The organism is Streptomyces sp. bgisy130, assembly GCF_057708345.1.
The window spans coordinates 157467-183178 of record NZ_JBYISA010000006.1 but is presented as its reverse complement, the minus strand read 5'-3'; the positions used below and the strand labels follow the sequence as shown (position 1 = coordinate 183178).

Sequence of the window (25712 nt, the reverse complement as noted above, 5' to 3'; positions counted from 1 at the left end):
GCCATCCGGCCCCGCCAACTATCAACGGTCCACTTTCTCACCTGAGCCGGACGGGTCGGAGCTTTCCGATCCGGTGTCCGGGCTGGGGTCACTCGGCTGCTCGGGCTCGTCGCCGTCCGTGCCGCCGTTGTCGCCGTCCGTACCTGTGTCGCCATCGGGACCCTCGCCGTCGGACCCGCCCTCGGCGCGCTGGGCGGCCGCCCGCTTGCGCTGGAGGTAGATCCGCACACCGGCGAGGACGAGCAGCAGCACACCGCCGGCGATGACGAGCATCACCGTGGCGGTGATCTCCGTGACGTTCACCTGGAACGTCATGCGGTCACCGTAGGGCTTTCCGTCCGCGGTGTAGAGCTGGGCGGTCACCCAGGCCCGGCCGTTGGCGTTCGCCGTGGTGGCGAACTTGAACGACTGGCTGTGGCCGCCGTCCACCGTGATCTGCTGCGCCTTGCCCACGTCCAGCCGGTTTGGCTGGGACGAGCTCAGCTTCAGCGTCATGTCCTTGACGCCCTGGACCAGGTTGTTCTGGACCGTCACCGGAATCGTGGCGCTGCGCCCGGAGAGCGTCGCCCCCGACTTCTGGATCAGGTGCACCTTCTTGGTCAGCCCGTCGAGGTAGCTGCGTACGGAGCGCCGGAACCCCGCGGCACCGGCGGCATCGCCGCGCCACTCCGTCGACATCTCCCGCATTATGGCGCTGCCGAACGGGGTCACCACGCGCTGCGGCTGGGCCAGGATCACCTGGTAGTCGTCCAGTGCGGACTGAGTGCCCCGGATCTGACGGAAGGCAGAGGTGGGGAGCTCCTGCCGGCGCAGCGAGGACGGGTAGGCGGCGCCGCTCGGCACCCGGCGGGTGGCTGAGCGGTCGGGCTTGGCCTTGGCCGCCCTGCCGAGGCTCAGCGGCTGGCTCCAGCTCCCGGAGTCGTCCAGCGTCCGCAGCGCGGTGGCCATGGCGTGGGCCTGGCTGACCGAGGGCATGCGCTGCGGTGCGACGACGACGCTGCGCTGCCGGCCGGGGTCCTCCAGGCTGATCATCTGGGTCTGGGCGAGGAAGTCCTGGACCGCGTGGGCGGAGTTTCCGGCCTTCGACATATCGCCTTCGAAGGCCCGCGAGAGCTGCGCGTCCGCGACGACCGCGGTGTTGCCGCCGCCGATGGGGCGGGCCGCCGTCGGGGTGTAGGACAGCCCCCCGGCCTCCCGCAGGCTGTCGCTGCGGGTGATCACATTGTGCGCACCGGCCGAGGTCGCGACGTCCACGACGGAGGAGTCGATCGCACCGTCGACGGGCCAGGCGAAGTCCGTCCGCGGCTTCACATCGAGGATGGTGTCCACGGTCTTCTCGGCGAGGTCGGTGGCCGGGCCGAGGTGGCTGAGCGCACTGGGCACGTGCTTGCCGTGGTGGGCGAGCGAGGCGAGGTCGGGGTCGGCGAAGGGCAGCGCGACGACCTCATGGCTCTTGGCCGCTTCTTCGAGCTCGTGCAGCCACTGCTTGGCGACCGCCTGGTTCTTGCCCATGGGCCCGTCCGGGCCGTTGACCCGGTAGGACTTGGTCATCGCGTCGACGGTCGCGAGCAGATCGGGATCGATGACGAAGGTCACCGGCAGGTTCTTGCTGAGCGCGACCATCTGCTGTAGCCGGCCGCCCGGTGCGAGCTCGGCGGCGAGGTCGTCGTTGCGGAAGACCGGCGTCTGCTGGGCGTCGGCGTCGGTCTCGGCGGTGAGGTGGGTGGAGGAGATCAGCGGCCACATGTACGTGAGCTGCGTCTTCTTCTCGGCATCGGCTTCCTGCCAGGGCAGCAGCGTCCGGTCGAAACCGAGGACCTGGCTGTAGGCCGAGGCCTGCGTGTGTCCTGACACGGAGACACCGAGCTGGTACACACCGTTCTCATCGAGATGGAGATCCTTGACCGGCACGCTGAGCGTGAAGGGCCGGCTGACCCCGGGCTCCAGCTTGCCGATCTTCTTCGCGCTGTTCTTGATCTCCGCGCCGTCCGCGCCGGGCAGATAGCCGGTGCGACGGGACACATCGTCGATGGAGCTGCGGCCGCCGAGCGCGTCCCCGCGGTGCATGCCGATGCGCGCGTCGGTGATCGTGCTCCGGCCGTCGTTGGTCAGCGTCCCGGAGACGGTGACCGAGTCGCTCTTGGAGGGAGCTGACGGGGACATCGAGTCGATGGTGACGTCGACCGTGCGGGAGCCCGTCGGGGCCGCCTGGGCGGTGGGGCTGTGCGGAACCTGGAGCAGTCCCACGAGCAGGAGCACCCCAGTGAGCAGTGTCACGGTCCTTCGCAGCCATCGACCACGCGGCCGTTCAGTCCCCTGGAACCCTGCCGCCTCGGCCACGCGCTCGTCCGTCCCTCGTCGTCGTCAGTGGTCGTCGGAATGTGCGTCCACGAATGGTAACGAGGCCCGCCGCGCCGGAGTGCCAGGGACTGCTCCACATGATCGGGGCGCGGAGACCCGGGTGTCCGGCCTGACCCCTTTATTACGTGGCGCCTCGTGCTGCGCGGCCACGTACCCTGTTTTGTTGTGCCGAACGCCAACAATGACCTCCCCGCCCCGATCGCCGAGCGGACCGCGCAGTCGACGAACGCGCTGAACCATGTCCAGCGCCGCGCCGTGAGCGAGCTGCTGCGGGTGTCCCCCGTCGCGGATGACCTGGCCCGTCGATTCCAGGAGGCCGGGTTCACACTTGCCCTGGTCGGCGGCTCGGTCCGGGATGCGCTGCTGGGGCGGCTCGGCAACGACCTGGACTTCACCACCGATGCCCGCCCCGAGGACGTTCTGAAGATCGTCCGGCCGTGGGCGGACGCGGTCTGGGAGGTCGGCATCGCCTTCGGCACGGTCGGCTGCAAGAAAGACTCCTTCGACATCGAGGTCACGACCTACCGGTCCGAGGCGTATGACCGCACCTCCCGCAAGCCCGAGGTGTCGTACGGCGACTCCATCGAGCAGGATCTGGTGCGCCGGGACTTCACGGTGAACGCCATGGCGGTGCTGCTGCCGCAGAAGGAGTTCGTCGACCCGCACGACGGTCTCGAGGACCTGGCGGCGCAGGTGCTGCGGACGCCGGGGACGCCGGAGGAGTCGTTCTCCGATGATCCGCTGCGGATGATGCGCGCAGCGCGCTTCGCCGCTCAGCTGGACTTCGAGGTGGACCCTGCGGTCTTCGCCGCGATGAAGGCGATGTCGGACCGTATCGAGATCGTCTCCGCGGAGCGCGTGCGGGACGAGCTGAACAAGCTGCTCCTGGCGCCGCGTCCGCGCGAGGGGCTGCGGCTGCTCGTCGATTCGGGCCTGGCCGGCCATGTCCTGCCCGAGCTGCCCGCGCTGCGGCTGGAAAGTGACGAGCATCACCGCCACAAGGACGTCTACGAGCACTCGCTGACGGTGCTGGAGCAGGCGATCGACCTGGAAGAGAACGGGCCCGATCTCGTGCTGCGGCTGGCGGCACTCCTCCACGACATCGGCAAGCCCCGGACGCGGCGCTTCGAGAAGGACGGCCGGGTCTCCTTCCATCACCACGAAGTGGTGGGCGCGAAGATGACCAAGAAGCGGATGACCGCTCTGAAGTACTCCAACGACCTGGTGAAGGACGTCTCACAGCTGGTGGAGCTGCATCTGCGCTTCCACGGCTACGGGACCGGAGAGTGGACGGACTCCGCGGTCCGTCGCTATGTGCGGGACGCCGGTCCGCAGCTGGAGCGGCTGCACAAGCTGACGCGCTCGGACTGCACGACCCGCAACAAGCGCAAGGCCGGTGCCCTGTCGCGTGCCTATGACGGGCTTGAGGAGCGCATCGCGCTGCTACAGGAGCAGGAAGAGCTGGAAGCGATCCGCCCGGACCTGGACGGCAACGAGATCATGCAGATTCTGGGCATCGGCCCGGGTCCCGAGGTCGGCAAGGCGTACAAGCAGATGCTGGAGCTGCGGCTGGAGCACGGGCCCATGGAGCGGGAAGCGGCGGTCGCTGCGCTGAAGGAGTGGTGGGCCGCTCAGAGCTGAGCGTGAAACGGGCGGTGTTTCACGTGAAACGAGGAGCGGTGTTTCACGTGAAACACCGCTCCTTCGTCTTCCGGTGCGTCCGGCGTGCGCTACTTCACCGAGGTCAGGCAGAGCACCATGCGGGTGTCGCCGCTCCTGCGACGGTGCACGCTCTTGACGTAGGCCGACTCTCCCTCGGAGCACACCGACGGGTCCGTGGTGTCGTTGTGCACGGTGCTCACCTTGTACTGAGCTTCCGAGCTGCCGCAGTCCACCACCTTGAGGCCGTCGTCGAGTGAACTGCTGGACTTCTGCACGCAGTCGCCGGCCTCAGCGCTCTCCGCGTCGTCCATGCTGTTGATCCAGAAGAACGCGAAGGCGATCACCGCGATGACGAGGCCGATGGCCCGCAGGATCGCCTTGGGGGACCGGCGTTTGGCAGGCTGCGGCGGCGGCACCGGAGCTCCGCCCTGCATGTGGGGCTGCTGCGGCTGGGGCGCCATGGGGTAGCCCGGCGGCGGCTGCTGTCCGTACGGAGCCTGCGGCTGCGGGGGGTAGGCGTAGCCCTGGGGCTGGCCATAGGGGGCCTGCGGTGCTTGCGGTGCCTGCGGATAGGGGCTCTGGCCGTACGGCTGCTGTCCGTATGGCTGTTGCCCGTACGGCGCCTGGCCGTACGGATTCGGGCCCTGAGGCGGCGTGGTCATGGGATTCCCCCGTTATTGATGTGTACAGACTCGTGCTGGAAGCCCGTAAGGTACCGGGTCCGTGCCGCGCCCCGTTGCAGGGCCCAGGGGATGAGCGGCGAGGGACGGCCGCCTAACCGCGCCCCGAGCGGACCGTGGCCACGGCGATCAGCGCGTAGAGCACCGTCACCATGCCGAGCAGGGCGGCGGACCGGCCGTCCGGCGGCAGCATGAGGGCCGCGACCGCGGCGGCACCGACGAACGCGACGTTGAAGAGCACGTCGTAAATGGCGAAGGACCGCCCGCGGAAGGCGTCATCGACCGTCGACTGGACGATCGTGTCCGTGGAGATCTTGGTTCCCTGGGTGCTCAGACCGAGGACGAACGCGGCGGCCAGCATCGGACCCGGCGTGAAGAACAGCCCGAGAGCCGGCAGCAGTACCGCGCCCAGTGCCGCACAGCCGGCGATCCAGCCGAACGCGGTGAGCCGCTCGACGGCCCAGGGCGTGACGATCGCGGCTGAGAAGAAGCCCGCCCCCGAGACGCCGAGGGTGATTCCGAGCAGCGCCAGGCCCTCGGACTCGGTCTCGGCCCAGGAGTACCGGCACAGCATCAGCACCATCACCGTCAGCGCCCCGTAGCAGAAACGCATCAGGGCCATCGCGATCAGTGCGCGGGCCGGGGTGCGCCGCTCGGCGAGATGGCGCAGCCCTTCCCACAGCCCGCGCGCGGTGCTCAACAGGGCTTCCCGCAGGTGGGGTTGGAGGCGTGCGGCGTCGGGGCCGAGCAGCTGTGGGCCCATCCGCAGCGCGGTCAGGGCCGAACAGAAGTAGAGGGCCGCGGCGAGCAGCACGACGAAGGCGTCCACATCCGAGCCGGCCAGCCGGACGGCGAAGGCGAGCCCCCCGCCCGCCGTCGCGGCGAGCGTGCCGGCCGTGGGCGTCAGGGAGTTGGCCATGACCAGCTGCTGTTCGCCGTCGACCACCCGCGGGAGCGCGGCCGAGAGCCCGGCCAGGACGAAGCGGTTCACGGCGGTCACGGAGAGGGCCGAGGCATAGAAGAGCCAGTCGGGGGCCTGGGACGCGATCAGTGTCGCGGTGGCCATCGCCAGCAGGGTGCGCAGCAGATTGCCGTACAGCAGGACCTGCCGGCGCCGCCAGCGGTCGAGCAGCACGCCGGTGAACGGCCCGAGGAGGGAGTAGGGGAGCAGCAGGATCGCCATGGCGGAGGCGATGGCCGAGGGCGACGTCTGCTTCTCGGGCGAGAAGACGACGTAGGTGGCGAGCGCGACCTGGAACACTCCGTCGGCCGCCTGGGACAGGAGCCGTGCGGCAAGGAGCGAACGGAAGTCGCGTAGCCGGAGTAATACGCGAAGGACGCGCACAGCATGCATGAGGCACAGCCTCACACAGCCCGCAGGCCCCCGGGCGGAATGCCCGGGGGCCTGCGGAGGGAGCGTGCGTCGGGCGGCTCAGCGCTCGACGTCGCCGTTGATGAACTTCTCGACGTTCTCCCGTGCCTCGTCATCGAAGTACTGCACCGGCGGCGACTTCATGAAGTACGAGGACGCGGAGAGCACCGGGCCACCGACGCCGCGGTCCTTGGCGATCTTCGCGGCGCGCAGGGCGTCGATGATGACACCCGCGGAGTTCGGGGAGTCCCAGACCTCGAGCTTGTACTCCAGGTTCAGCGGGACGTCACCGAAGGCGCGGCCCTCGAGGCGGACGTAGGCCCACTTGCGGTCGTCCAGCCAGGCCACGAAGTCCGAGGGGCCGATGTGGACGTTGTCCTCGCCCATCTCCCGGTCCCGGATCTGGGAGGTGACGGCCTGGGTCTTGGAGATCTTCTTGGACTCCAGGCGCTCGCGCTCGAGCATGTTCTTGAAGTCCATGTTGCCGCCGACGTTCAGCTGCATCGTGCGGTCCAGGATGACGCCCCGGTCCTCGAAGAGCTTGGCCATCACGCGGTGCGTGATCGTGGCGCCGACCTGCGACTTGATGTCGTCACCGACGATCGGGACACCGGCCTCGGTGAACTTGTCCGCCCACTCCTTGGTGCCGGCGATGAAGACCGGGAGGGCGTTGACGAAGCCGACCTTGGCGTCGATGGCGCACTGGGCGTAGTACTTCGCGGCGTCCTCGGAGCCCACCGGGAGGTAGCAGACCAGCACATCGGCCTGCGTGTCCTTGAGGACCTGGACGATGTCGACCGGGGCCTCGGGGGACTCCTCGATCGTCTGGCGGTAGTACTTGCCCAGGCCGTCGAGGGTGTGACCGCGCTGGACCTGCACGCCGGCGTTCGGCACGTCGCAGATCTTGATGGTGTTGTTCTCGCTGGCGCCGATGGCATCCGCGAGGTCGAGCCCGACCTTCTTGGCGTCGACGTCGAAGGCAGCCACGAACTCGATGTCACGCACGTGGTAGTCGCCGAACTGCACGTGCATGAGGCCGGGCACGCGGCTCTTCGGGTCGGCGTCCTTGTAGTACTCGACGCCCTGTACCAGCGAGGCGGCGCAGTTGCCCACGCCGACGATGGCTACGCGAACCGAACCCATTCCGGTTGCTCCCTGTGTTCTCGATGAGGACCTGCACAGCAGAGCCTCATGTGGTGGTGTCATCGGACGGATCCGGCCGGGATCCACCCCGGTGCCGGGGCAGGCCGCCCGTATCTCCTGACTGGTTCTTCTTGTCCTGCGCTGCGGAACCCGTGGGGCGCTGATCACGCCCGGCGCGCTCACTCTCGATGAGCTCGTTCAGCCAACGGACTTCGCGCTCCACGGATTCCATACCGTGGCGCTGAAGTTCGAGGGTGTAGTCGTCCATGCGCTCGCGGGACCGGGCCAGGGAGGTACGCATCCTCTCAAGACGCTCCTCCAGCCGGCTGCGGCGGCCTTCCAGCACGCGCATCCGTACGTCCCGCGAGGTCTGGCCGAAAAACGCGAAGCGGACACCGAAGTGCTCGTCCTCCCACGCATCCGGGCCGGAGTGGGCGAGCAGTTCCTCGAAGTGTTCTTTGCCCGCTGCGGTCAATCGGTAGACGATTTTGGCCCGCCGCCCGGTCAGAGCCGCGGTGGGTACGCCCTCCGGGGCGCCGTCCGTCTCCTCGATCAGCCAGCCGCTCGCGACCAGCGCCTTGAGGCAGGGGTAGAGGGTGCCATAGCTGAACGCACGGAAGACCCCGAGCGAGGTGTTGAGCCGTTTTCGCAGCTCATAGCCGTGCATCGGGGACTCGCGGAGCAGGCCGAGGACGGCGAACTCGAGGATGCCGGAACGTCTGCTCATCCTCCGCCTCCTTGGTCCGGTGCGTTCTTTATGTCGTGCTGATGTATCGACTCGATACATCCAGACGATAGAACGGCCACCTGGGCGGAACAAGAGGGGGCACGGTGAACGGCATCACATCACCGAATCGTTCTCATCAACGTGACTGATTTGGAGTGAATTTCAACACTGGGCAGGTTTTGGCCGTGCGTAGTCTGTGCGGCATGCAGACTGCCGGGAACCGTGGGCCGATATCTGGCGTCCTCGTCCTCGGTGTAGTGCGGCTCGCGCCTCAGGAGCGGGTCGTGCATCGGGGGGACCTGAAGACAACTGCCGCCTTCAGGCGACGAGAAAGCGCGCCTGCCCGAGGAGTATTCGTTCCATGAGCGAGCACCGTCGCAAACCGCCACAGCCGCAGAGTGGCGGTCGTGCCGCGGCCCGACGCGCCGCACAGCAGCCACCAGGGCGCCGTGCCGCCCCGTCCCGTGGCTCCGCTGCCGGCCCTGCCTCTCACTCCGAGTCGTCCGGCTATGAGCCGCGGCAGGGTGGGCGCGCCGACGCCCGGAGAGCCGCCCAGCGCGGCGGCCGCCGGCGGTCGTCCGATGCCGCGATGGCCTCCGGTGATGGCGCCGGGGGCCATGGTGGCGGTGGCCGTCGAGGCGGTGGCGGTGGTGGCCCCGAGGGCGGCCGCGGCCGCGGCCGCGGCGGCGGGAAGCCTGCCAAGAAGCGTTTCATCGATTACCCGCGTGCCAACCGCGTGGGCTGGCGGCGCTTCGTGCCGTCGTGGAAGCAGGTCACGACCCTGTGCGTGGGATTCATAGGGTTGATCGTGGGTGCCTCCGGCGTCGCACTGGCCTTGGTGAACGTGCCCAGCGAGAGCGACGCCGCCAAGTCGCAGAACAACGTCTACCTCTGGTCTGACGGCAAGGTCATGGCGCGTGACGGTGAGACGAACCGGCAGAACGTCACGATCAACGAGATTCCGCTCGAGATGCAGAAGGCGGCGATCGCCGCGGAGAACGCGTCGTTCCGGACGGACTCGGGTGTGGACCCGATGGGCATCGCGCGTGCGGTGGTCAACATGGCCAAGGGCGGCGAGACCCAGGGCGGATCGACCATTACTCAGCAGTACGTGAAGAACGCGATGCTGAGCCAGGAGCAGACCCTTGACCGTAAGTTCAAGGAGCTGTTCATCGCGATCAAGGTCGGCTGGTCGAAGAGCAAGGACCAGATCCTTCAGGGGTATCTGAACACCAGCTACTACGGCCGCGGGGCGTACGGGATCCAGGCAGCGGCTCAGGCGTACTACGGAGTGGACGCCGGCAAGCTGAACGCGAACCAGAGCGCCTTCCTGGCCACCGTGCTCAAGGGCGCGGATTTGTACGACCCGGCGGGTGGTACCAGCCCTGGGGCCACGAAGGCGGCGAACACCAAGCGCGCCAAGGCGCGGTGGTCCTGGATTCTCGACCGGGAGGTCGAGAACCACCTCATGTCCAAGGCGGAGCGGGAGAAGTACCGGGGGCACTTCCCCAAGCCGAAGCTGCCGAGGCCGGTCGCCGGCAAGAGCGGTCAGATCGGCTACATGATGGACACCGCGAAGAAGTACGTCCTGAAGCACTCGGGTCTCAGTGAAGCCCAGTTCGACAAGGGTGGTTACACGATCCGCACGACCTTCAGCTCGAAGAAGACCAACGATCTCGAGGCTGCGGTCAGGAAGGTCAACAAGCGGTACATCAACCCCGATAAGCGCGCCAAGGACAAATTCGTGCAGTTCGGCGGTGCCTCGGTGGTGCCCGGAGACGGCAAGATCGTCGCCCTGTACGGCGGTGAGGGCTACGACAAGGGGCACTTCAGCAACAACGCGGACACCTTCGGTGTGCCCGTGGGCTCGACCTGGAAGCCGTTCGTGCTCGCGGCGGCGATGAAGTACGGGACGGTCAAGAGCAACGGGGTGCCGGTCAGGCAGGACAGCCGGTACAACGGCGACGACCACCTCAAGGTGAAGGACGCCGAGGGGGGGTACGTCAAGAGGAGGGACGGCTCGTTCTTCTTCCAGGAGAACGAGAGCAACCATCCCTGGGGCTATATCCCGCTGACCAAGGCGATGGAGCAGTCCGTCAACACTCCGTTCGTGCAGCTCGGTATGGATGTCGGGATGAGCAAGGTCCGGGACATGGCGGAGGCCGCCGGTATCTCGGAGGCCAGCTTCGACAAGAACCTGAACCCCTCCTTCGCGCTGGGCACCTCCACACCGAGCGCGATCCGTATGGCCGATGCGTATGCCACGTTCGCCCAGTCCGGGACGAAGGTGGAGCCCTATTCGGTGACGAAGGTGACGTACAAGGGCGAGGACCTCGACGGCTTCGACAAGCCCCGGAGCGAAACGGCGATGGACGCCAATATCGCCAACAACGTGACCAAGGTGCTGGAAAACGTCATCGACAACGGCACGGCGACGGAAGCCAAGCGGCTGGGCATGCCGGCCGCCGGCAAGACCGGTACCACCGACGAGAACAAGTCGGCCTGGTTCGTGGGCTACACCAAGCAGCTGTCGACGGCCATCACGATGTTCCGTGAGGACGCCGGGAATCCGCGCCAGCTGTCCATGAACGGTGTCGGCGGCTTTGACTCGATCCACGGTGGTGCGCTGCCCACCGAGGTCTGGACCGAGTACATGCTCCAGGCGATGAAGGGCGTCACCCCGGAGTCCTTCCCGCCGGCCACGCCCATCGGGCAGCGGCTGGACCAGGAAGGCGTGCCGACGCCGACGCCGACTCCCACGCCGTCGGACACGCCGTCGAGCTCGCCGTCGGAGTCTCCCAGCGAGTCCGCTCCCCCGACGAAGTCTCCGAGCCCGACCCCGACCGACAGCTGTTCCCCCTGGGATCTGAACTGCCGGAACAACGGTGGGGCCGGCAACGGCGGCAGTAACGGAAATGGCTCGGGTGGCTCCGGTGGCGGCCCCGGTGGCACGAGCCCGACGCCTGATCCGACGGAGCCGACGGACAGCGGAGGCTGGCTCGGAGGCCCGACCGGCTGACCGTTTCACGTGAAACACGCTGAAGGTTTCACGTGAAACGTGAAGCAACGAAGCCCTCGCCCGGATGGACCGGGCGGGGGCTTCGCCGTTTTCTGGCCACGGCCGTACGGCAGGATGGGGCCATGACGAGCGTGCGACGGGATGATCCGGTACGGCCGACGAAGCAGGATGAGGTGGCGGCGGCCGGCAGCGAGCTGATCGGGGGGCCGATCGGCCGACACGCACTGCTCGGGAGGCACTGGCTGACGCCGGTGCGGATCATCGCGCTCGTCGCCATCGGCATGTTCGCGCTCGGCATGGTGCAGAAGCTGCCCTGTTACAACGGCGGCTGGTTCTTCGGCGCCACGAGCCAGTACACGCACGCCTGCTACTCCGACATCCCCCATCTCTATGCGGGGCGGGGCTTCGCCGATGGCCTGATCCCGTATTTCGACCGGCTGCCCGGCGATATGGAGTATCTCGAGTACCCGGTGCTCACCGGTGTCTTCATGGAGGTCGCCTCCTGGATGACGCCGCACGGTGGCGGAATCCAGCACCGCGAACAGATCTACTGGCTGGTCAACGCCGGCATGCTGATGATCTGCGCCGCGGTCGTCGCGGTGTGCGTGGCCCGCACCCACCGCCGGCGCCCCTGGGACGGCCTCCTGGTCGCCCTGGCGCCCGCCGCCGCCCTCACCGCCACCATCAACTGGGATCTCCTGGCGATCGCCCTGACGGCCGCCGGGATGCTGATGTGGTCACGCAGCCGCCCGCTGGCGGCCGGCATCCTCATCGGGCTGGCCACCGCGGCGAAGCTGTACCCGGTGCTGCTGCTGGGCCCGCTGCTGGTGCTGTGCTGGCGCGCGGGCGCCTGGCGTGCGTTCCGGAAGGCGCTGGTCGGTGCCGTCGTGTCCTGGCTGGTGGTGAACCTGCCGGTGATGATCACGCATGATGCCGGGGGCTTCCACATCCGGGAGGGCTGGGCGAAGTTCTACACCTTCAGCCAGGAACGGCCCATCGACTTCGGTTCGATCTGGCTGCTGATCTCGCAGCGCACCGGGAACCCCCTGGAGAACGCCAATACCTACGCCACGCTGCTGATGATCGTGGGGTGTGCCGCCATCGGCCTGCTGGCTCTCTACGCACCGCGCCGGCCGCGCTTCGCGCAGCTCGCGTTCCTCGTCGTCGCGCTGTTCATCCTCACCAACAAGGTCTACTCGCCGCAGTACGTCCTGTGGCTGACCCCGCTCGCCGCGCTGGCCCGGCCGCGCTGGCGGGACTTCCTGATCTGGCAGGCCTGCGAGGTCACGTACTTCCTCGGGATCTGGTCCTACCTCGCCTACACCGGAAGCGGCGACAAGCACCAGGGGCTGCCGACGGAGGGCTACCAACTGGCCATCGCCCTGCACCTCTTGGGCACTCTCTACCTGTGCGCACTGGTCGTACGGGACATCCTGATGCCGGAGCGCGATGTGGTCCGCAGGGACGGGGACGACGATCCCTCGGGCGGTGTCCTGGACCGCAGCCCCGATGTATTCGTGCTCGGACGGGCCTACCACCCGCCCCGGCACGCGGTGCAGTTCCAGGCGACGCCACAGGTGCGCTGGGGCGCCGTACGGGACTGAGCGGCCCCCGCCGACCACGCACCGGGCCCGGTGCCGCAGAAAAGGTCTGCGGCACCGGGCCCTTGGTGTGTCTGCGTCGTGGCGCGGCCGGCTCAGCGGTCCACGAGGCGGTCGAACTGTGTGGTGGTGTGCCGCAGATGGGCCACCAGCTCCTCGCCGACCTGCGGCTGCGGGGCATCCCCCGGCACGAACAGGATCGACACCTGCATGTGCGGGGGCTCCGCGAACCAGCGCTGCTTCCCGGCCCACACATAGGGCGCGAGATTGCGGTTCACGGTCGCCAGCCCGGCCCGGGCCACGCCCTTGGCACGCGGCATCACACCGTGCAGCGCCTTGGGCGACTCCAGCCCGACACCGTGCGAGGTACCGCCCGCCACCACGACCAGGTAGCCGTCGGAGGCCGCCTTCTGCTGGCGGTAGCCGAAGCGCTCGCCCTTGGCGACCCGGGTGACATCGAGCACCGCACCGCGGTACTCGGTGGCCTCGTGGTCGCCGAGCCACAGCCGGGTACCGATCCGCGCGCGAAAGCGCGTCTGGGGGAACTGCTGCTGGAGACGGGCGAGTTCATCGGCCTTGAGGTGGCTGACGAACATGGTGTGCAGCGGGAGGCGGGCGGCGCGGAGCTGGTCCATCCAGCCGATGACCTCTTCGACCGCGTCCGACCCGTCGGTGCGGTCCAGCGGCAGGTGGATCGCGAAGCCTTCGAGCCGGACGTCCTCGATGGCCGTGGCCAGCTTCGGCAGGTCCTCCGGCTTGACGCCATGGCGCTTCATGCTGCTCATGACCTCGATGACGACCCGGGCCCCGACCAGGCCGCCCACACCCTCGACCGACGACACCGAGCGGATCGCCCGGTCGGGCAGCGGCACCGGCTCCTCACCGTGGCGGAACGGGGTCAGGACGAGCAGATCGCCGCTGAAGAAGTCCTTGATGCGGGCCGCTTCGTAGGTCGTTCCGACCGCGAGGATGTCGGCACCGAGGCGGGTCGCCTCGTCGGCGAGGCGCTCATGGCCGAAGCCGTAGCCGTTGCCTTTGCAGACCGGGACCAACCCGGGGAACTGCTGGAGAACGCTCTGCTGATGCGCCCGCCAGCGCGCGGTGTCGACGTAGAGAGTGAGCGCCATGGCCGGGCCCGGAACCTTTCTCGTGGGGGGTGTCTCAGGGGGACGAACGGTGCGGTGGAGCGTCAGCGGCGCGCCATGTAGAGGTCGAACGCCTTGTGGAGAAGCTTGTTGAGCGGGAAGTCCCACTCACCGAGGTACTCCGCTGCCTGCCCACCCGTGCCGACCTTGAACTGGATCAGGCCGAAGAGGTGGTCGTTCTCGTCGAGCGAGTCGCTGATGCCGCGGAGGTCGTAGACCGAGGCGCCGAGCGCGTAGGAGTCCTGAAGCATCTTCCACTGCATCGCGTTGGAGGGCCGGACCTCACGGCCGATGTTGTCCGAGGCGCCGTAGGAGTACCAGACGTGTCCGCCGACGACGAGCATCGTCGCGGCCGACAGGTTCACGCCGTCATGACGGGCGAAGTACAGCCGCATGCGGCCGGGGTCCTCGGTGTTGAGCGCCGTCCACATGCGCTGGAAGTAGCCCAGCGGACGCGGCCGGAACTGGTCACGCACCGCGGTGATCTCGTAGAGACGCTGCCACTCGGCGAGGTCGTCGTAGCCGCCCTGGACCACCTCGACACCGGCCTTCTCGGCCTTCTTGATGTTGCGGCGCCACAGCTGGTTGAAGTTCTTGTGGACCTCTTCCAGTGAACGGTCGGCCAGCGGCACCTGGAAGACATAGCGGGGCTGTACGTCGGCGAAGCCGGCGCCGCCGTCCTCGCCCTGCTGCCAGCCCATGCGGCGCAGCTTGTCGGCCACCTCGAAGGCGCGCGGCTCGATATGGGTCGCCTCGACGTCCCGCAGCCGCTTGACGTCCGGGTTCTGGATGCCGGCCTTGATCGCCGGGGCGTCCCAGCGGCGGATGATGACCGGCGGGCCCATCTTCACGGTGAAGGCGCCCTGCTGCTTGAGATGCGCGAGCATCGGCTGGAGCCAGTCCTCCAGATTCGGCGCGTACCAGTTGATGACCGGGCCCTCGGGCAGGTACGCGAGGTAGCGCTTGACCTTGGGCACCTGGCGGTAGAGGACCAGGCCGGCGCCGACCATCTCGCCGCTCGGGTCGAACCAGCCGAGGCTCTCCGCGCGCCATTCCGCCTTCACGTCTGCCCAGGCAGGAACCTGCATGTGGCTCGCCGCGGGCAGGCTCTGGATATATGCCAGATGCTGCTCTCGACTGATGGTCCTCAGGGTCAGGCTCATGCGGGGCGCTCCTCGGGCAGGTGTGTCCCCATGGTCGGGGCTCCGGCTCTCGCGCCGAAGCCTACTGTGACCGTGGAGCGCCCCGTCTGGGCCATACGGGCTCGGGCCCCGTATGCCGCATCGGCTAGCCCACGAGACCGCCGAAGAGGCCGCCGTGTGCCAGGCCGAGGTAGAAGCCGACGGCCGCTGCTCCGAGGCCGATGATCAACAGGAAACGTTCGCCGGTGGTCGACGAGATGAACTGGCCCCACAGGCCGGTGCCGATGCCGATCAGACCGACCCAGGAACTGACCAGGTGCAGGCTGGGAGAGAGCGTGGTGAAGATGGCGATCGCGCCGAGCACCACGGTCACGATCGCGAAGGTGTTCTCGACGGGATGGTCCTTGCCGTCGCTGTTGAGAAGCGACAGCAGATTGCGCTGGGTCCGTGCCTGTGCCATGCGGCACCTCCGATGACAGGGCGGCGCACTGTAACGCCGCTCACACCCGTTGTGTTCCAGATTGCGGGGTGGAGCGGACGGATTTCAACCGGAAGGCATCAGGCAGGTACTCTGTACGGTCTGCGCCTATGTCTGTCCGGAGCACCGGACGGACCGGGTGCGGAACGCATACGACCCTCCTGCCACGGAACGACCGTGGCCGCTGAGTCCAAAGGAGGTGGGTTCTACATGCGTCACTACGAGGTGATGGTCATCCTCGACCCCGATCTCGAGGAGCGCGCTGTCTCCCCGCTGATCGAGAACTTCCTCTCCGTCGTCCGTGAGGGCAACGGAAAGGTCGAGAAGGTCGACACCTGGGGCCGTCGTCGTCTCTCTTACGAGATCAAGAAGAAGCCCGAGGGCATCTACTCGGTCATCGACCTCCAGGCCGAGCCTGCGGTCGTCAAGGAGCTCGACCGTCAGATGAACCTGAACGAGTCGGTCCTCCGGACCAAGGTCCTCCGTCCCGAGACCCACTGAACGCGTCAGCGTCCAGCGGTAACCGGGTTCGAGTAGCAGCAACACCAGCAGCCAGCAGCACACCCGCCGAGAGGTTCCCCTAATGGCAGGCGAGACCGTCATCACGGTTGTCGGCAATCTTGTCGACGACCCCGAGCTGCGCTTCACCCCGTCCGGTGCGGCGGTCGCGAAGTTCCGCGTCGCGTCCACTCCCCGCACCTTCGACCGTCAGACCAATGAGTGGAAGGACGGCGAGAGCCTGTTCCTGACCTGCTCGGTGTGGCGTCAGGCGGCGGAAAACGTCGCCGAGTCCCTTACGCGGGGTACCCGCGTGGTCGTCCAGGGCCGCCTCAAGCAGCGGTCGTACGAGGACCGCGAGGGCGTGAAGCGCACGGTCTACGAGCTCGACGTCGAGGAAGTGGGCGCGAGCCTCAAGAACGCCACTGCCAAGATCACCAAGACCAGCGGTCGTGGTGGCCAGGGCGGCGGCTTCGGCGGCGGCGGTCAGCAGGGCGGCGGCCAGGGTGGCGGCGGCTGGGGCGGCGGCCCCGGCGGCGGTCAGCAGGGCGGCGGAGCTCCTGCCGACGACCCGTGGGCGACCGGCGGCCCGGCCGGCGGTGGCCAGCAGGGTGGCGGCGGCGGTGGCTGGGGCGGCAGCTCCGGCGGCGGCTACTCGGACGAGCCGCCTTTCTAGGCCCGTACGCGGCCCGATCGCGCGCGGTTTCACGTGAAACCGCGCCGTGCGACGGCCGACGGCCTTGAGGGCGTCAGCACAAACTTCTTGAACTCATTGGAGAGAGATAATGGCGAAGCCGCCTGCTCGCAAGCCTAAGAAGAAGGTTTGCGTGTTCTGCAAGGAGAAGATCTCCTACGTCGACTACAAGGACACGAACCTGCTGCGGAAGTTCATCTCCGACCGCGGCAAGATCCGTGCCCGCCGGGTCACCGGCAACTGCACTCAGCACCAGCGTGACGTCGCCACGGCCGTGAAGAACAGCCGTGAGATGGCGCTGCTGCCCTACACGTCCACCGCGCGATAAGGGAAGGGTGACCGAATCATGAAGATCATCCTCACCCACGAGGTCTCCGGCCTCGGCACCGCCGGCGACGTCGTTGACGTCAAGGACGGGTACGCCCGTAACTACCTGGTCCCGCGTGGTTTCGCGATCCGCTGGACCAAGGGTGGCGAGAAGGACGTCGAGCAGATCCGTCGCGGTCGCAAGATCCGCGAGATCGCCACGATCGAGCAGGCCAACGAGATCAAGGGCCGCCTCGAGGGCGTCAACGTGAAGCTGGCCGTCCGTGCCGGCGACGCGGGCCGCCTGTTCGGCTCCGTCACCCCGGCCGACATCGCCTCGGCGATCAAGGCTGCCGGTGGTCCGGACGTCGACAAGCGCCGGGTCGAGCTCGGTTCGCCGATCAAGAGCCTGGGCGCGCACCAGATCTCCGTGCGTCTGCACGCCGAGGTCGTTGCGAAGCTCGGCGTCGAGGTCATCGCCGCGTAATCGCAGTAACCGGCCGAAGGGCCGCATCCCGTCACCGGGGTGCGGCCCTTCGCTGTGTGCGGAGCGCGGGCGGACGGGTCAGTCCGCGTCCTGGGCGCGCTTGTAGAGCGCGGCGATGTCGTCGTCGAAGTAGGCGGCGTAGGAGACATCGTCCTCGTCGCCGCCGCCTTCATGGCCGCCCAGGACGCCGATGACCGTGCCGGTGTGGCTCCTCGGGTCGTAATCGGCGAGCCAGGGGCTGCCGCTCGTGCCGCCCTCGAAGTCGGTGCACCGGATGCGCAGCTGGGTGTTGCTGTACTTCGTGGTGCGGTTCTGGCAGGAGATCGGGGTGTCGCGGCTGGTGGGGTAGCCGGTGATCTTGACCTCGTTGTGGAAGCCACGGTCGATCCCGAGGGTGTTTCCGCCCAGGACGTCCTGGATCTGCTTGTCCTTCTTCTTGTCGAGGAGGAGGAAGGCGACATCGAGATCTTCGTCGTTGGATTTGGCCCAGCGGTCGTCGAGGACCACCTTTTTGACCTTCCACAGGCCGGTGGGCTCATCACCGTCGCGGTAGTCGGGGGCAAAGACCAGGTCGTCCACCGGCGTCTTGCCATCGCTGTCGAAGGCGCAGTGCGCCGCGGTGATGAGCATGTTCCGGCCCGGACTCTGCACCACGCTCGCGGTGCAGAAGTGGTCACCGGTGTCGTCCTTCTCGAAGACCGCACCGACCCGGGCGTTCTGCTCGGTCCGGCGCGGGGTGTACGCATTGCCGTCACCGGCCGGGGCCGTCGCGGCGGGATCCTGGTCCTGGGGGTCCTGGCCCGCCTCGCCGGATTTGCCGAAGCTGCTGCGGCCACCGCCGCCGCTGCCGTTGTTCGTATCGGCTTCCTCCGTGGCGTACCCCACCACAGCAGCAGCCACCATGACGACGAACGTCAGGGGCAGCAGGGAATTCCTGGCAAGCGAGCGCACAGGGTCATTATCGGCACGCGCTGCGTGTTACGGGAGATGCTTCAACGAGAGGCTCCGGTCACAATCCACCGGCCGGAACGGGTGCGGAGCCACAGGGTCAGCATCCGGACGGTCATCATCAGGGCCATCGCCCACCACAGGGCGACCAGTCCGCCGCCGAGCAGTGGGACGGCCAGCGCCACCGGCGCGAACAGGGCCAGCGTCACGACCATGGCCCAGGCGAGATAGGGCCCGTCCCCCGCCCCCATCAGCACACCGTCGAGGATGAAGACGATGCCGGAGACCGGCTGGGTCACGGCCACCACCAGGAGCGTGCTGAGCAGCGGGCCCTGCACGGCAGGGTCGGAGGTGAACAGCGGGATGAACAGCGGGCGGGCGAGCGCGACCAGCACACCGAGGACCAGGCCCGCGGCGATGCCCCACTCGACCATGCGGCGGCAGGCGGCCCGGGCGCCGTCGCGGTCCCCCGCGCCGAGGTAGCGGCCTATGATGGCCTGCCCGGCGATGGCGATCGCGTCCAGCGCGAAGGCCAGCAGGGACCACAGCGTGAGCACGATCTGGTGGGCGGCGATCTCCGCGTCGCCGAGCCGGGCGGCGACGGCCGTGGCGATCATCAGCACCGCGCGCAGCGAGAGCGTACGGACCAGCAGCGGCACGCCGGCCTGGGCCGAGGCACGGATGCCCGCGGCGTCGGGGCGCAGGGTGGCCCCGTGCCGTCGCGCGCCGCGGACGACCACGACGAGGTAGGCGAGGGCCATGCCGCACTGGGCGAGGACCGTGCCCCAGGCGGAGCCGGCGATGCCGAGGCCGGCGCCGTAGACCAGGCCGATGTTGAGCGCGGCGTTGGTGGAGAAGCCGCCGACGGCGACGTAGAGCGGGGTCCGGGTGTCCTGGAGGCCGCGGAGCACGCCGGTGGCGGCGAGCACCACGAGCATCGCGGGGATGCCGAGCGCGCTGATGCGGAGGTAGGTCGTGGCGTACGGGGCGGCGGTGCCGGACGCACCGAAGACCTCGACGAGCCAGGGTGCGGTGGGCAGCACCGCCGCGATGACGGCGGCGCCGAGCAGCAGGGCGAGCCAGATGCCGTCCATGCCCTGGCGGATGGCGGCGGGCAGGTCGCCGGCGCCGACCCGGCGGGCGACCGCGGCGGTGGTGGCGTAGGCGAGGAAGACGAAGACGGAGACGGCGGTGGTCAGCAGGGCGGCGGCGACGCCGAGGCCGGCGAGCTGGGGGGTGCCGAGGTGGCCGATGACGGCGCTGTCGACCATGACGAAGAGAGGTTCCGCGACCAGGGAGCCGAAGGCGGGCAGCGCGAGGGCGATGATCTCGCGGTCATGGCGGCGGCCGGTGCGGCGTGGTGTCGCGGGAGCCTGGGTCATGCGCGCAATCTAATCTTCCACAGGTAAGAGATGCAAACCCTGTGCAGTCCTTACTTTCCGCTGTGTGGAGTCGTCTCCCCTGCGCCGTTTGTCGCGATCTTGAACCGCTGGCAGAAGTTTTTCTCCCCCACAGCCTATGGATGAGAAAAGCGCAGGTCAGAGGGTTGGGGGTGGGGTGATTGTGTGCTTGTCCACAGAAGTTTCCCCCGGGCCGTGCACAGGATCCGGGGACTTCTCCACAGCTGAAGGGCAGTCATCCACATGGCCTGTGGATAACCAGATTGGCGGACGGTGCCCACGGGCCTACCGTGGTCCGGCACCCGCCGCCTGTTCCGGCCTGAGAAATCGTCCGAACTCGACGCGCCGTAACCGGAGTCGGGCGACTCGATTGTCAGAGCTGTGCCGTAAGAAAGAACAGCACAGCAAGGTCCGCGTCGCGGACGGGAGGAGGTGCCGGGGTGAGCATTCCCGAGCCCATGGAAGACCCCTGGGCGGACTCCGGTCCCAGCGACCTGCTGCCGGCCGCCCGCTCCCGGCGGGGCGAGGGCAAGGGCCGCGGCCGCGGCGACCGGCAGGACCGCGACGACGAAGGCGGCGGCTCCTGGAACGGCGGCTTCGAGCGGGTCCCTCCGCAGGATCTGGACGCCGAGCAGTCCGTGCTCGGCGGCATGCTGCTGTCCAAGGACGCCATCGCGGACGTCGTCGAGGTCCTCAAGGGCGAGGATTTCTACCGCCCCGCCCATGAGCTCGTCTATCAGGCGATCCTCGACCTGTACGCCAAGGGCGAGCCGGCCGACCCGATCACCATCGCCGCGGAGCTCACCAAGCGCGGCGAGATCGCGCGGGTCGGCGGCGCCTCGTATCTGCACACCCTCGTCCAGTCCGTACCCACCGCCGCGAACGCCGAGTATTACGCCGAGATCGTCCATGAGCGTGCCGTGCTGCGCCGCCTGGTCGAGGCCGGCACCCGGATCACGCAGATGGGATACGCCGCGGACGGCGATGTCGACGAGATCGTCAACAGCGCCCAGGCGGAGATCTACGCCGTCACCGAGCAGCGGACCAGCGAGGATTACCTTCCGCTCGGCGACATCATGGAAGGCGCCCTCGACGAGATCGAGGCGATCGGCTCCCGCCAGGGCCAGATGACGGGTGTGCCGACGGGCTTCACCGACCTGGATTCCCTGACCAACGGCCTGCACCCGGGCCAGATGATCGTGATCGCGGCCCGTCCCGCCATGGGTAAGTCGACCCTCGCGCTGGACTTCGCGCGGGCCTGCTCGATCAAGAGCAATCTGCCGAGCGTGATCTTCTCGCTGGAAATGGGGCGCAACGAGATCGCGATGCGTCTGCTGTCCGCCGAGGCGCGGGTCGCCCTGCATCACATGCGCTCCGGCAGCATGACGGACGAGGACTGGACGCGGCTGGCGCGCCGGATGCCGGATGTCTCGGCCGCGCCGTTGTACATCGACGATTCGCCGAACCTGTCGATGATGGAGATCCGCGCGAAGTGCCGCCGGCTCAAGCAGCGCAATGATCTCAAGCTGGTCGTCATCGACTATCTCCAGCTGATGCAGTCCGGCGGCTCGAAGCGCGCCGAGAGCCGTCAGCAGGAGGTCTCGGACATGTCCCGAAACCTCAAGCTGCTGGCGAAGGAGCTGGAGCTCCCGGTCATCGCGCTCTCCCAGCTGAACCGTGGCCCCGAGCAGCGCACGGACAAGAAGCCGATGGTCTCCGACCTCCGTGAGTCCGGATCGATCGAGCAGGACGCGGACATGGTCATCCTGCTGCACCGCGAGGACGCCTACGAGAAGGAGTCCCCGCGCGCCGGCGAGGCAGACCTGATCGTGGCCAAGCACCGTAACGGCCCCACGGCCACGATCACGGTGGCGTTCCAGGGCCACTACTCCCGGTTCGTGGACATGGCGCAGACCTGAGCGGCGGCGAGCGCGGCCAGGCCCACGGCTGTCAGGGCACGGTGATGACGATCTTGCCGCGCGCGTGGCCGGTGGCGCTGGTGTCGTGAGCTGTGGCGGTCTCCTTCAACGGGAACACGGCGTGCAGCGGGACGGTGAGGCGTCCGCGGTCGGCGAGATCGGCCGCCAGGGGCAGTCCTGCCCAGCCCGGCGACTCTCCTGCTGGGGAGCGGGCGAACCGCACTCCGTGTCGGTCGGCGTCGAAGTCCGCGATGGTCACCACGCGGTGCGGGCCGCCGGCGATGGCCACCAGTTCGCCGAGAGAGCCCTTACCGGCCGCGTCCAGAACCACGTCGACCCCGTGCGGAGCCAGTGGGGCGAGGCGATCGGCCAGCCCCGCCCCGTAGGTGACGGGAATGACGCCGAGCCGGTCGAGGAAGCCGTGGTTGCCTTCGCTCGCGGTGCCGATCACATCGAGGCCGCGCGCCTGGGCGAGTTGCGCGGTGAGGGTGCCGACGCCTCCGGCGGCACCCTCGATCAGCAAGGTCATGCCCTCGGCGGCTTCCAGGGCCTCCAGTACACGCATGGCTGTGTCGATGTTGCCCGCGGCGCCACCTGCTTCCTCGAAGGACCACGACCGAGGCTTGGGCGCCCATGCCTCAAGGACGGCGTACTGGGCCACGGCGCCTCCCCGATCCACGACGGGGACGAGGCCGAAGACCTTGTCTCCCACGGCGGTGCCGGTCACCCCCTCTCCCACCTCGTCGACTGTTCCGGCGGCATCCATGCCGGGGATGTGGGGGAAGTCCAGGGTGGCGATGTCCCGCAGCATCCCTGAACGCAGGTACCAGTCAACCGGGGTGACGCCGGTGGCGCGCACCGCGATGCGGACCTGACCGGGCCCGGCGTGCGGCTCTTCGGCCTCCTCCATGCAGAGGACTTCGGAACCGCCGTAGCAGTGGTATTGCACAGCAAACACGGACAACCTCCGTACGCGTGGTAAGTCGTTCAGCAGGAGAGCTCGCCGTCGCTCGCCTCCGCGGGACCGTCAGATTCCCGCGTGGTCCCGGTCGGTGAAGAAATTGATCACGTCCTGGGGCGTGGGGTGGTGGGCGACTTCGGCGGCGGCCGCGGCGCTGCGGGGGAACAGCGCTTGTTCGTATGAGGTGAGGGCGGTCTCGATGTCGTTGAGGTGTGCGGCGAGGGCCTTTCCGAGTTCGGCGCCGTCCTGCATGGCCAGGTTGGCGCCTGCACCGTTGGGGGTGGAGAGGTGGGCGGCGTCGCCGAGCAGGGTCACGCCCGGCACCCGGTCCCAGCGGTGCCCGACCGGCAGGGCGTGGAGGGGGCGCAGGACCGGCGCGGTCGGGCCGGCGGTGATCAGGGCGGTGAGTTCCGGTGCCCAGCCGTCGTACTCCTCCGTGATCCGCTCGGCGGCTGCGGCGGCATCGGTGAAATCGATGGTGGCGAACCAGTCCTGCGGCTTGGCCAGTGTGATGTAGGTGCGGAGGACCCCGCTCTTCTCCCGGTGAGCCACCAGCCACTTCCCGTTCCCGTCCGGGTCGAGCGCGACGAGTGTCCCGCCGCCGACCGCTTTCGCGGCGGCCGGGTGCCGGGGGTCGGCGGCGTGCAGGCAGGTCTCGACGAAGGACCGGCCGACGTATGCGGGTATGGCGTCGGAGAGCAGCGGTCGGACTCGTGACCATGCGCCGTCCGCGCCGACCAGCAGGTTCGTGACGACGGCGGCGCCGCCAGGACGAGGCCGCCGAGTCCGGCGCCGATGATCGTGACAGGAGTGTGCATGGGGGCTCCTTGCGTGTCGCACACCTGCCGGTCGGGCCCGGCGGGATCGCGGGAAGGAAGGCAGCTCGCCGGGCCGTGCGACCGGGCAGGGAACGGCTCAGACGACGATGACCCGACGCCCGCGCGTGTGACCGGCCCGGCTGTCGATGTGTGCCGCCGGGGCCTCGGCGAGCGGGTACGCCTTCTCGACCGGTATGTGGAGCTTTCCCCGCGTGATGAGGCGGACGGCCTCGGCGAGGGCTTGCGGAACGTTCCCGGTCACGCCGGAGTACCGGGCACCGAGCTCCGGCGCACCCAGGTCGGCGATGGAGACCACCCGCCGCGGATCCCCGGTCAGCTCGACGAGCTCGCGGATCACGCCTGACCCGGCCAGATCGAGCGCCGCGTCGACCTCTCCGAGCCGCCGCACCCGCTCGACCCAGCCCTCGCCGTACGTCGTGGCGAGGGCGCCCAGGCTCCGCAGATACTCCTGGTTCGCGGCTCCGGCCGTGCCGATCACCGTGATGCCGCGCTCGCGGGTGATCTGGAGGACCGCTAATCCCACTCCCCCGGACGCGCCGCTGACCAGCAGCGTCTGCCCGGACCGCACACCGGCCTGACCGATGATGCGCAGCGCGGTCTCCACGACGGAGGGGTACCCGGCCGCCTCTTCGAAGGTCAGGCTCTCGGGCATACGGGCCCAGGCCGCGAGGACGGCGAACTCGGCATACGTACTTGAGCCCCGCCCGAACACGCGGTCACCGACCTCGACCCCTTCGACGTGCTCGCCGACCTGGTCCACCACCCCGGCAGCGTCCTGCCCGACTCCGGCAGGCAACTCGACCGGGCGGACCTTCTGTAACTGGCCTTCACGGATCCGCCAGTCGACCGGATTCACGCCCGCCGCCCGCACGGCGACGCGTATCTGGCCGGGGCCCGCATGGGGCTCCTCGGCGTCTTCGAGGCGGAGGACGTCGGGACCGCCGAACTCGGCGAAGCTCACTCTCTTCATGCGGCAGACCGTAACACTAACGGTTACGGTTTAGGAGCTGTTATTCCTTTGTATTTGGTAGTGTCAGCGGCATGACCGTGCCGACGGCCGGGCGCCGTGAACGCAAAAAGGCCGCCACCCGCCAGAAGATCGCCGACACCGCCCTGCGGCTCTTCCTTGAGCGCGGGTACGACGCGGTGGGCATCCGTGACGTGGCCGCCGAGGCCGACGTGGCCGTCACCACGCTCTTCTCCCACTTCGCCTCGAAAGAGGCCCTGGTGTTCGAGCAGGACGAGAACTTCAAACAGCGCCTCACGCGGGCAGTCACCGGCCGGGGGCCGCACGAGCCACTCATCCCCGCGCTGCGCCGCGAGATCCAGGCCATGGTCCGGCACTGCACGGGGGACGGCGCCGCACCGATCTACCGCATGATCGACGCGTCACGTGCCCTGCGGGAGTACGAGGAGTCGATGCGGCTGCGCCACGCGGAGTCGCTGGCCACGGCCCTGGTCGCCGATCCCGGCCTGTCACAGAGCGAAACGGCCTGCCGGACGATCGCGAGGTTCGTGATCGACGTCTATGCGCTGGCCCGTGAGGCGGCCGACCCGGACGCCGCGCTGGACGAGATCTTTCCGATGGTCGAGGCGGCCTGGGAAGTCGCCCGACCTTCTGGGTGAGGCTGCCGGCGAGCCGTGATTCCGGAGCCGGACGGGGCCACGACAGGAGCCCGGTCGAGGCCCCGCCCGCCGGTGCGCCGGCGGGCGGCGGAAGCCCCTAGCCGGCCACCGCGTCCGCGCCCGCCTGTGCGAACTTCTCGTCCAGTGCCCCGGACGGAGCGCCCGCGACGCCGATGCCGGCGATCGGTCCCTTCCCGGCGGTCACGGGGACACCGCCCGCCAGGAACAGAGTGCCGGGGATGTCCTTCAGGTTCGGGGTCTGCTGGAGACGCTCGACCAGCTGGGAGGTGGGGGCGTTCCAGGCTGCCGAGGTGAACGCCTTGCGCTCGGCGGACTCGTAGGACTGCGGGCCGGCGCCGTCGCCGCGCAGGGTGACGATCGTGTTGCCGTTGCGGTCGACGACGGCGACCGTGACCCGCTGGTCCTCCTTTTCGGCGGCGTGCAGCGCGGCCTGCGCGGCCTTGGTGGCGGCGTCGATCGTCAGATGGGTGGAGGTGGTGGTGGCCTGGTCCGTGACGGCGGCGGCAGCGGCGGACGTCGTGGCGGGGGCGGAGGCGTTCGCGGACACCGCACCGAAGCCCGAAAGGGCGACGGCGGCGAGCACGGCACCGCCGGTGGCGACGCGGGCGCGGCGGGAGAACTTCTTGTGCGCGGGGTTCATGGCCTTCATGGGTCCGTCGGCTCCTCTGGTGGGCGGGCGGCCC

General features: G+C 68.7%; 23 protein-coding genes. 9 read left to right on the top strand and 14 right to left on the bottom strand.

The window, feature by feature from the left end; genetic code table 11:
• Window positions 1–21: 21 nt before the first annotated feature.
• Window positions 22–2277, bottom strand: a complete 2256-nt coding sequence (locus tag AC3EUV_RS11230) for a DUF6049 family protein (protein WP_432141401.1) — start codon at window positions 2275–2277, stop codon at window positions 22–24.
• A gap of 249 nt (window positions 2278–2526) precedes the next feature.
• Between AC3EUV_RS11230 and AC3EUV_RS11225 the strand changes: the two genes are divergently transcribed.
• Window positions 2527–4002: a CCA tRNA nucleotidyltransferase gene (locus AC3EUV_RS11225; protein WP_432141402.1), complete on the top strand. Its 1476-nt coding sequence runs from the start codon at window positions 2527–2529 to the stop codon at window positions 4000–4002.
• Between the two features lie 89 nt (window positions 4003–4091).
• Here the strand turns inward: AC3EUV_RS11225 and AC3EUV_RS11220 are convergent, their stop codons facing one another.
• From AC3EUV_RS11220 to AC3EUV_RS11205, 4 genes are all read right to left on the bottom strand, one after another.
• Entirely contained in the window at window positions 4092–4685 is a 594-nt protein-coding gene (locus AC3EUV_RS11220) for an LppU/SCO3897 family protein (RefSeq protein WP_432141403.1), read from the bottom strand.
• Window positions 4686–4797: 112 nt separating this feature from the next.
• Window positions 4798–6057 carry an MFS transporter gene (locus AC3EUV_RS11215; RefSeq protein ID WP_432141404.1) on the bottom strand — a complete coding sequence of 420 codons (1260 nt, stop codon included), beginning with the start codon at window positions 6055–6057 and terminating at the stop codon, window positions 4798–4800.
• Between the two features lie 78 nt (window positions 6058–6135).
• The gene (locus AC3EUV_RS11210; protein ID WP_432141405.1) at window positions 6136–7218 is read right to left on the bottom strand and encodes an inositol-3-phosphate synthase; all 1083 of its coding nucleotides are present in this window, start codon (window positions 7216–7218) and stop codon (window positions 6136–6138) included.
• Between the two features lie 46 nt (window positions 7219–7264).
• Window positions 7265–7945: a PadR family transcriptional regulator gene (locus tag AC3EUV_RS11205; RefSeq protein ID WP_432141406.1), complete on the bottom strand. Its 681-nt coding sequence runs from the start codon at window positions 7943–7945 to the stop codon at window positions 7265–7267.
• Between the two features lie 361 nt (window positions 7946–8306).
• Between AC3EUV_RS11205 and AC3EUV_RS11200 the strand changes: the two genes are divergently transcribed.
• Both AC3EUV_RS11200 and AC3EUV_RS11195 read left to right on the top strand, forming a co-directional pair.
• Window positions 8307–10964, top strand: coding sequence for a transglycosylase domain-containing protein (locus AC3EUV_RS11200; protein WP_432141407.1), 2658 nt, complete (start codon window positions 8307–8309; stop codon window positions 10962–10964).
• Between the two features lie 122 nt (window positions 10965–11086).
• Window positions 11087–12568: a glycosyltransferase family 87 protein gene (locus tag AC3EUV_RS11195; protein ID WP_432141408.1), complete on the top strand. Its 1482-nt coding sequence runs from the start codon at window positions 11087–11089 to the stop codon at window positions 12566–12568.
• 92 nt (window positions 12569–12660) lie between these two features.
• Here AC3EUV_RS11195 and AC3EUV_RS11190 read toward each other — a convergent pair whose 3' ends face one another.
• From AC3EUV_RS11190 to AC3EUV_RS11180, 3 genes are all read right to left on the bottom strand, one after another.
• Window positions 12661–13692 (bottom strand): alanine racemase, encoded by a 1032-nt coding sequence (locus AC3EUV_RS11190; RefSeq protein WP_432141409.1) that lies wholly within the window; start codon window positions 13690–13692, stop codon window positions 12661–12663.
• A 62-nt stretch (window positions 13693–13754) separates the two neighbouring features.
• Window positions 13755–14873 (bottom strand): lipid II:glycine glycyltransferase FemX, encoded by a 1119-nt coding sequence (locus AC3EUV_RS11185; RefSeq protein WP_432141410.1) that lies wholly within the window; start codon window positions 14871–14873, stop codon window positions 13755–13757.
• A 124-nt stretch (window positions 14874–14997) separates the two neighbouring features.
• Window positions 14998–15312, bottom strand: coding sequence for a hypothetical protein (locus tag AC3EUV_RS11180; protein ID WP_235463812.1), 315 nt, complete (start codon window positions 15310–15312; stop codon window positions 14998–15000).
• Window positions 15313–15540: 228 nt separating this feature from the next.
• Between AC3EUV_RS11180 and rpsF the strand changes: the two genes are divergently transcribed.
• The 4 genes from rpsF to rplI all read left to right on the top strand — a co-directional run bounded on the left by rpsF (window position 15541) and on the right by rplI (window position 17315).
• A complete protein-coding gene (gene rpsF / locus AC3EUV_RS11175) occupies window positions 15541–15831 on the top strand; it encodes a 30S ribosomal protein S6 (RefSeq protein WP_006604399.1) in 291 nt (96 codons plus the stop codon).
• An 82-nt stretch (window positions 15832–15913) separates the two neighbouring features.
• Window positions 15914–16504 carry a single-stranded DNA-binding protein gene (locus AC3EUV_RS11170; RefSeq protein WP_387237715.1) on the top strand — a complete coding sequence of 197 codons (591 nt, stop codon included), beginning with the start codon at window positions 15914–15916 and terminating at the stop codon, window positions 16502–16504.
• A 109-nt stretch (window positions 16505–16613) separates the two neighbouring features.
• On the top strand, window positions 16614–16850 hold the full coding sequence (gene rpsR / locus AC3EUV_RS11165; RefSeq protein WP_003978893.1) for a 30S ribosomal protein S18: 237 nt from the start codon (window positions 16614–16616) through the stop codon (window positions 16848–16850).
• 18 nt (window positions 16851–16868) lie between these two features.
• Window positions 16869–17315, top strand: a complete 447-nt coding sequence (gene rplI / locus AC3EUV_RS11160) for a 50S ribosomal protein L9 (RefSeq protein WP_159744422.1) — start codon at window positions 16869–16871, stop codon at window positions 17313–17315.
• A 78-nt stretch (window positions 17316–17393) separates the two neighbouring features.
• Here the strand turns inward: rplI and AC3EUV_RS11155 are convergent, their stop codons facing one another.
• The gene (locus tag AC3EUV_RS11155) at window positions 17394–18266 is read right to left on the bottom strand and encodes a trypsin-like serine peptidase (protein ID WP_432146821.1); all 873 of its coding nucleotides are present in this window, start codon (window positions 18264–18266) and stop codon (window positions 17394–17396) included.
• Between the two features lie 41 nt (window positions 18267–18307).
• Window positions 18308–19645: an MATE family efflux transporter gene (locus AC3EUV_RS11150; protein WP_435602773.1), complete on the bottom strand. Its 1338-nt coding sequence runs from the start codon at window positions 19643–19645 to the stop codon at window positions 18308–18310.
• 458 nt (window positions 19646–20103) lie between these two features.
• Here AC3EUV_RS11150 and dnaB point away from each other — a divergent pair, with 458 nt between their 5' ends.
• Complete coding sequence (dnaB, locus tag AC3EUV_RS11145) at window positions 20104–21582, top strand: replicative DNA helicase (protein ID WP_435602772.1); 1479 nt, start codon at window positions 20104–20106, stop codon at window positions 21580–21582.
• Between the two features lie 31 nt (window positions 21583–21613).
• Here the strand turns inward: dnaB and AC3EUV_RS11140 are convergent, their stop codons facing one another.
• The 3 genes from AC3EUV_RS11140 to AC3EUV_RS11130 all read right to left on the bottom strand — a co-directional run bounded on the left by AC3EUV_RS11140 (window position 21614) and on the right by AC3EUV_RS11130 (window position 24352).
• Complete coding sequence (locus AC3EUV_RS11140) at window positions 21614–22540, bottom strand: NADP-dependent oxidoreductase (protein ID WP_435602771.1); 927 nt, start codon at window positions 22538–22540, stop codon at window positions 21614–21616.
• A gap of 69 nt (window positions 22541–22609) precedes the next feature.
• Entirely contained in the window at window positions 22610–23383 is a 774-nt protein-coding gene (locus AC3EUV_RS11135) for an FAD-dependent oxidoreductase (protein WP_435602770.1), read from the bottom strand.
• Window positions 23384–23458: 75 nt separating this feature from the next.
• Window positions 23459–24352 carry an NADP-dependent oxidoreductase gene (locus AC3EUV_RS11130; RefSeq protein WP_435602769.1) on the bottom strand — a complete coding sequence of 298 codons (894 nt, stop codon included), beginning with the start codon at window positions 24350–24352 and terminating at the stop codon, window positions 23459–23461.
• A gap of 71 nt (window positions 24353–24423) precedes the next feature.
• Between AC3EUV_RS11130 and AC3EUV_RS11125 the strand changes: the two genes are divergently transcribed.
• Window positions 24424–25008: a TetR/AcrR family transcriptional regulator gene (locus AC3EUV_RS11125; RefSeq protein ID WP_435602768.1), complete on the top strand. Its 585-nt coding sequence runs from the start codon at window positions 24424–24426 to the stop codon at window positions 25006–25008.
• Window positions 25009–25105: 97 nt separating this feature from the next.
• Here the strand turns inward: AC3EUV_RS11125 and AC3EUV_RS11120 are convergent, their stop codons facing one another.
• Window positions 25106–25678 (bottom strand): GlcG/HbpS family heme-binding protein, encoded by a 573-nt coding sequence (locus tag AC3EUV_RS11120; RefSeq protein WP_432146830.1) that lies wholly within the window; start codon window positions 25676–25678, stop codon window positions 25106–25108.
• Window positions 25679–25712 lie beyond the last annotated feature (34 nt).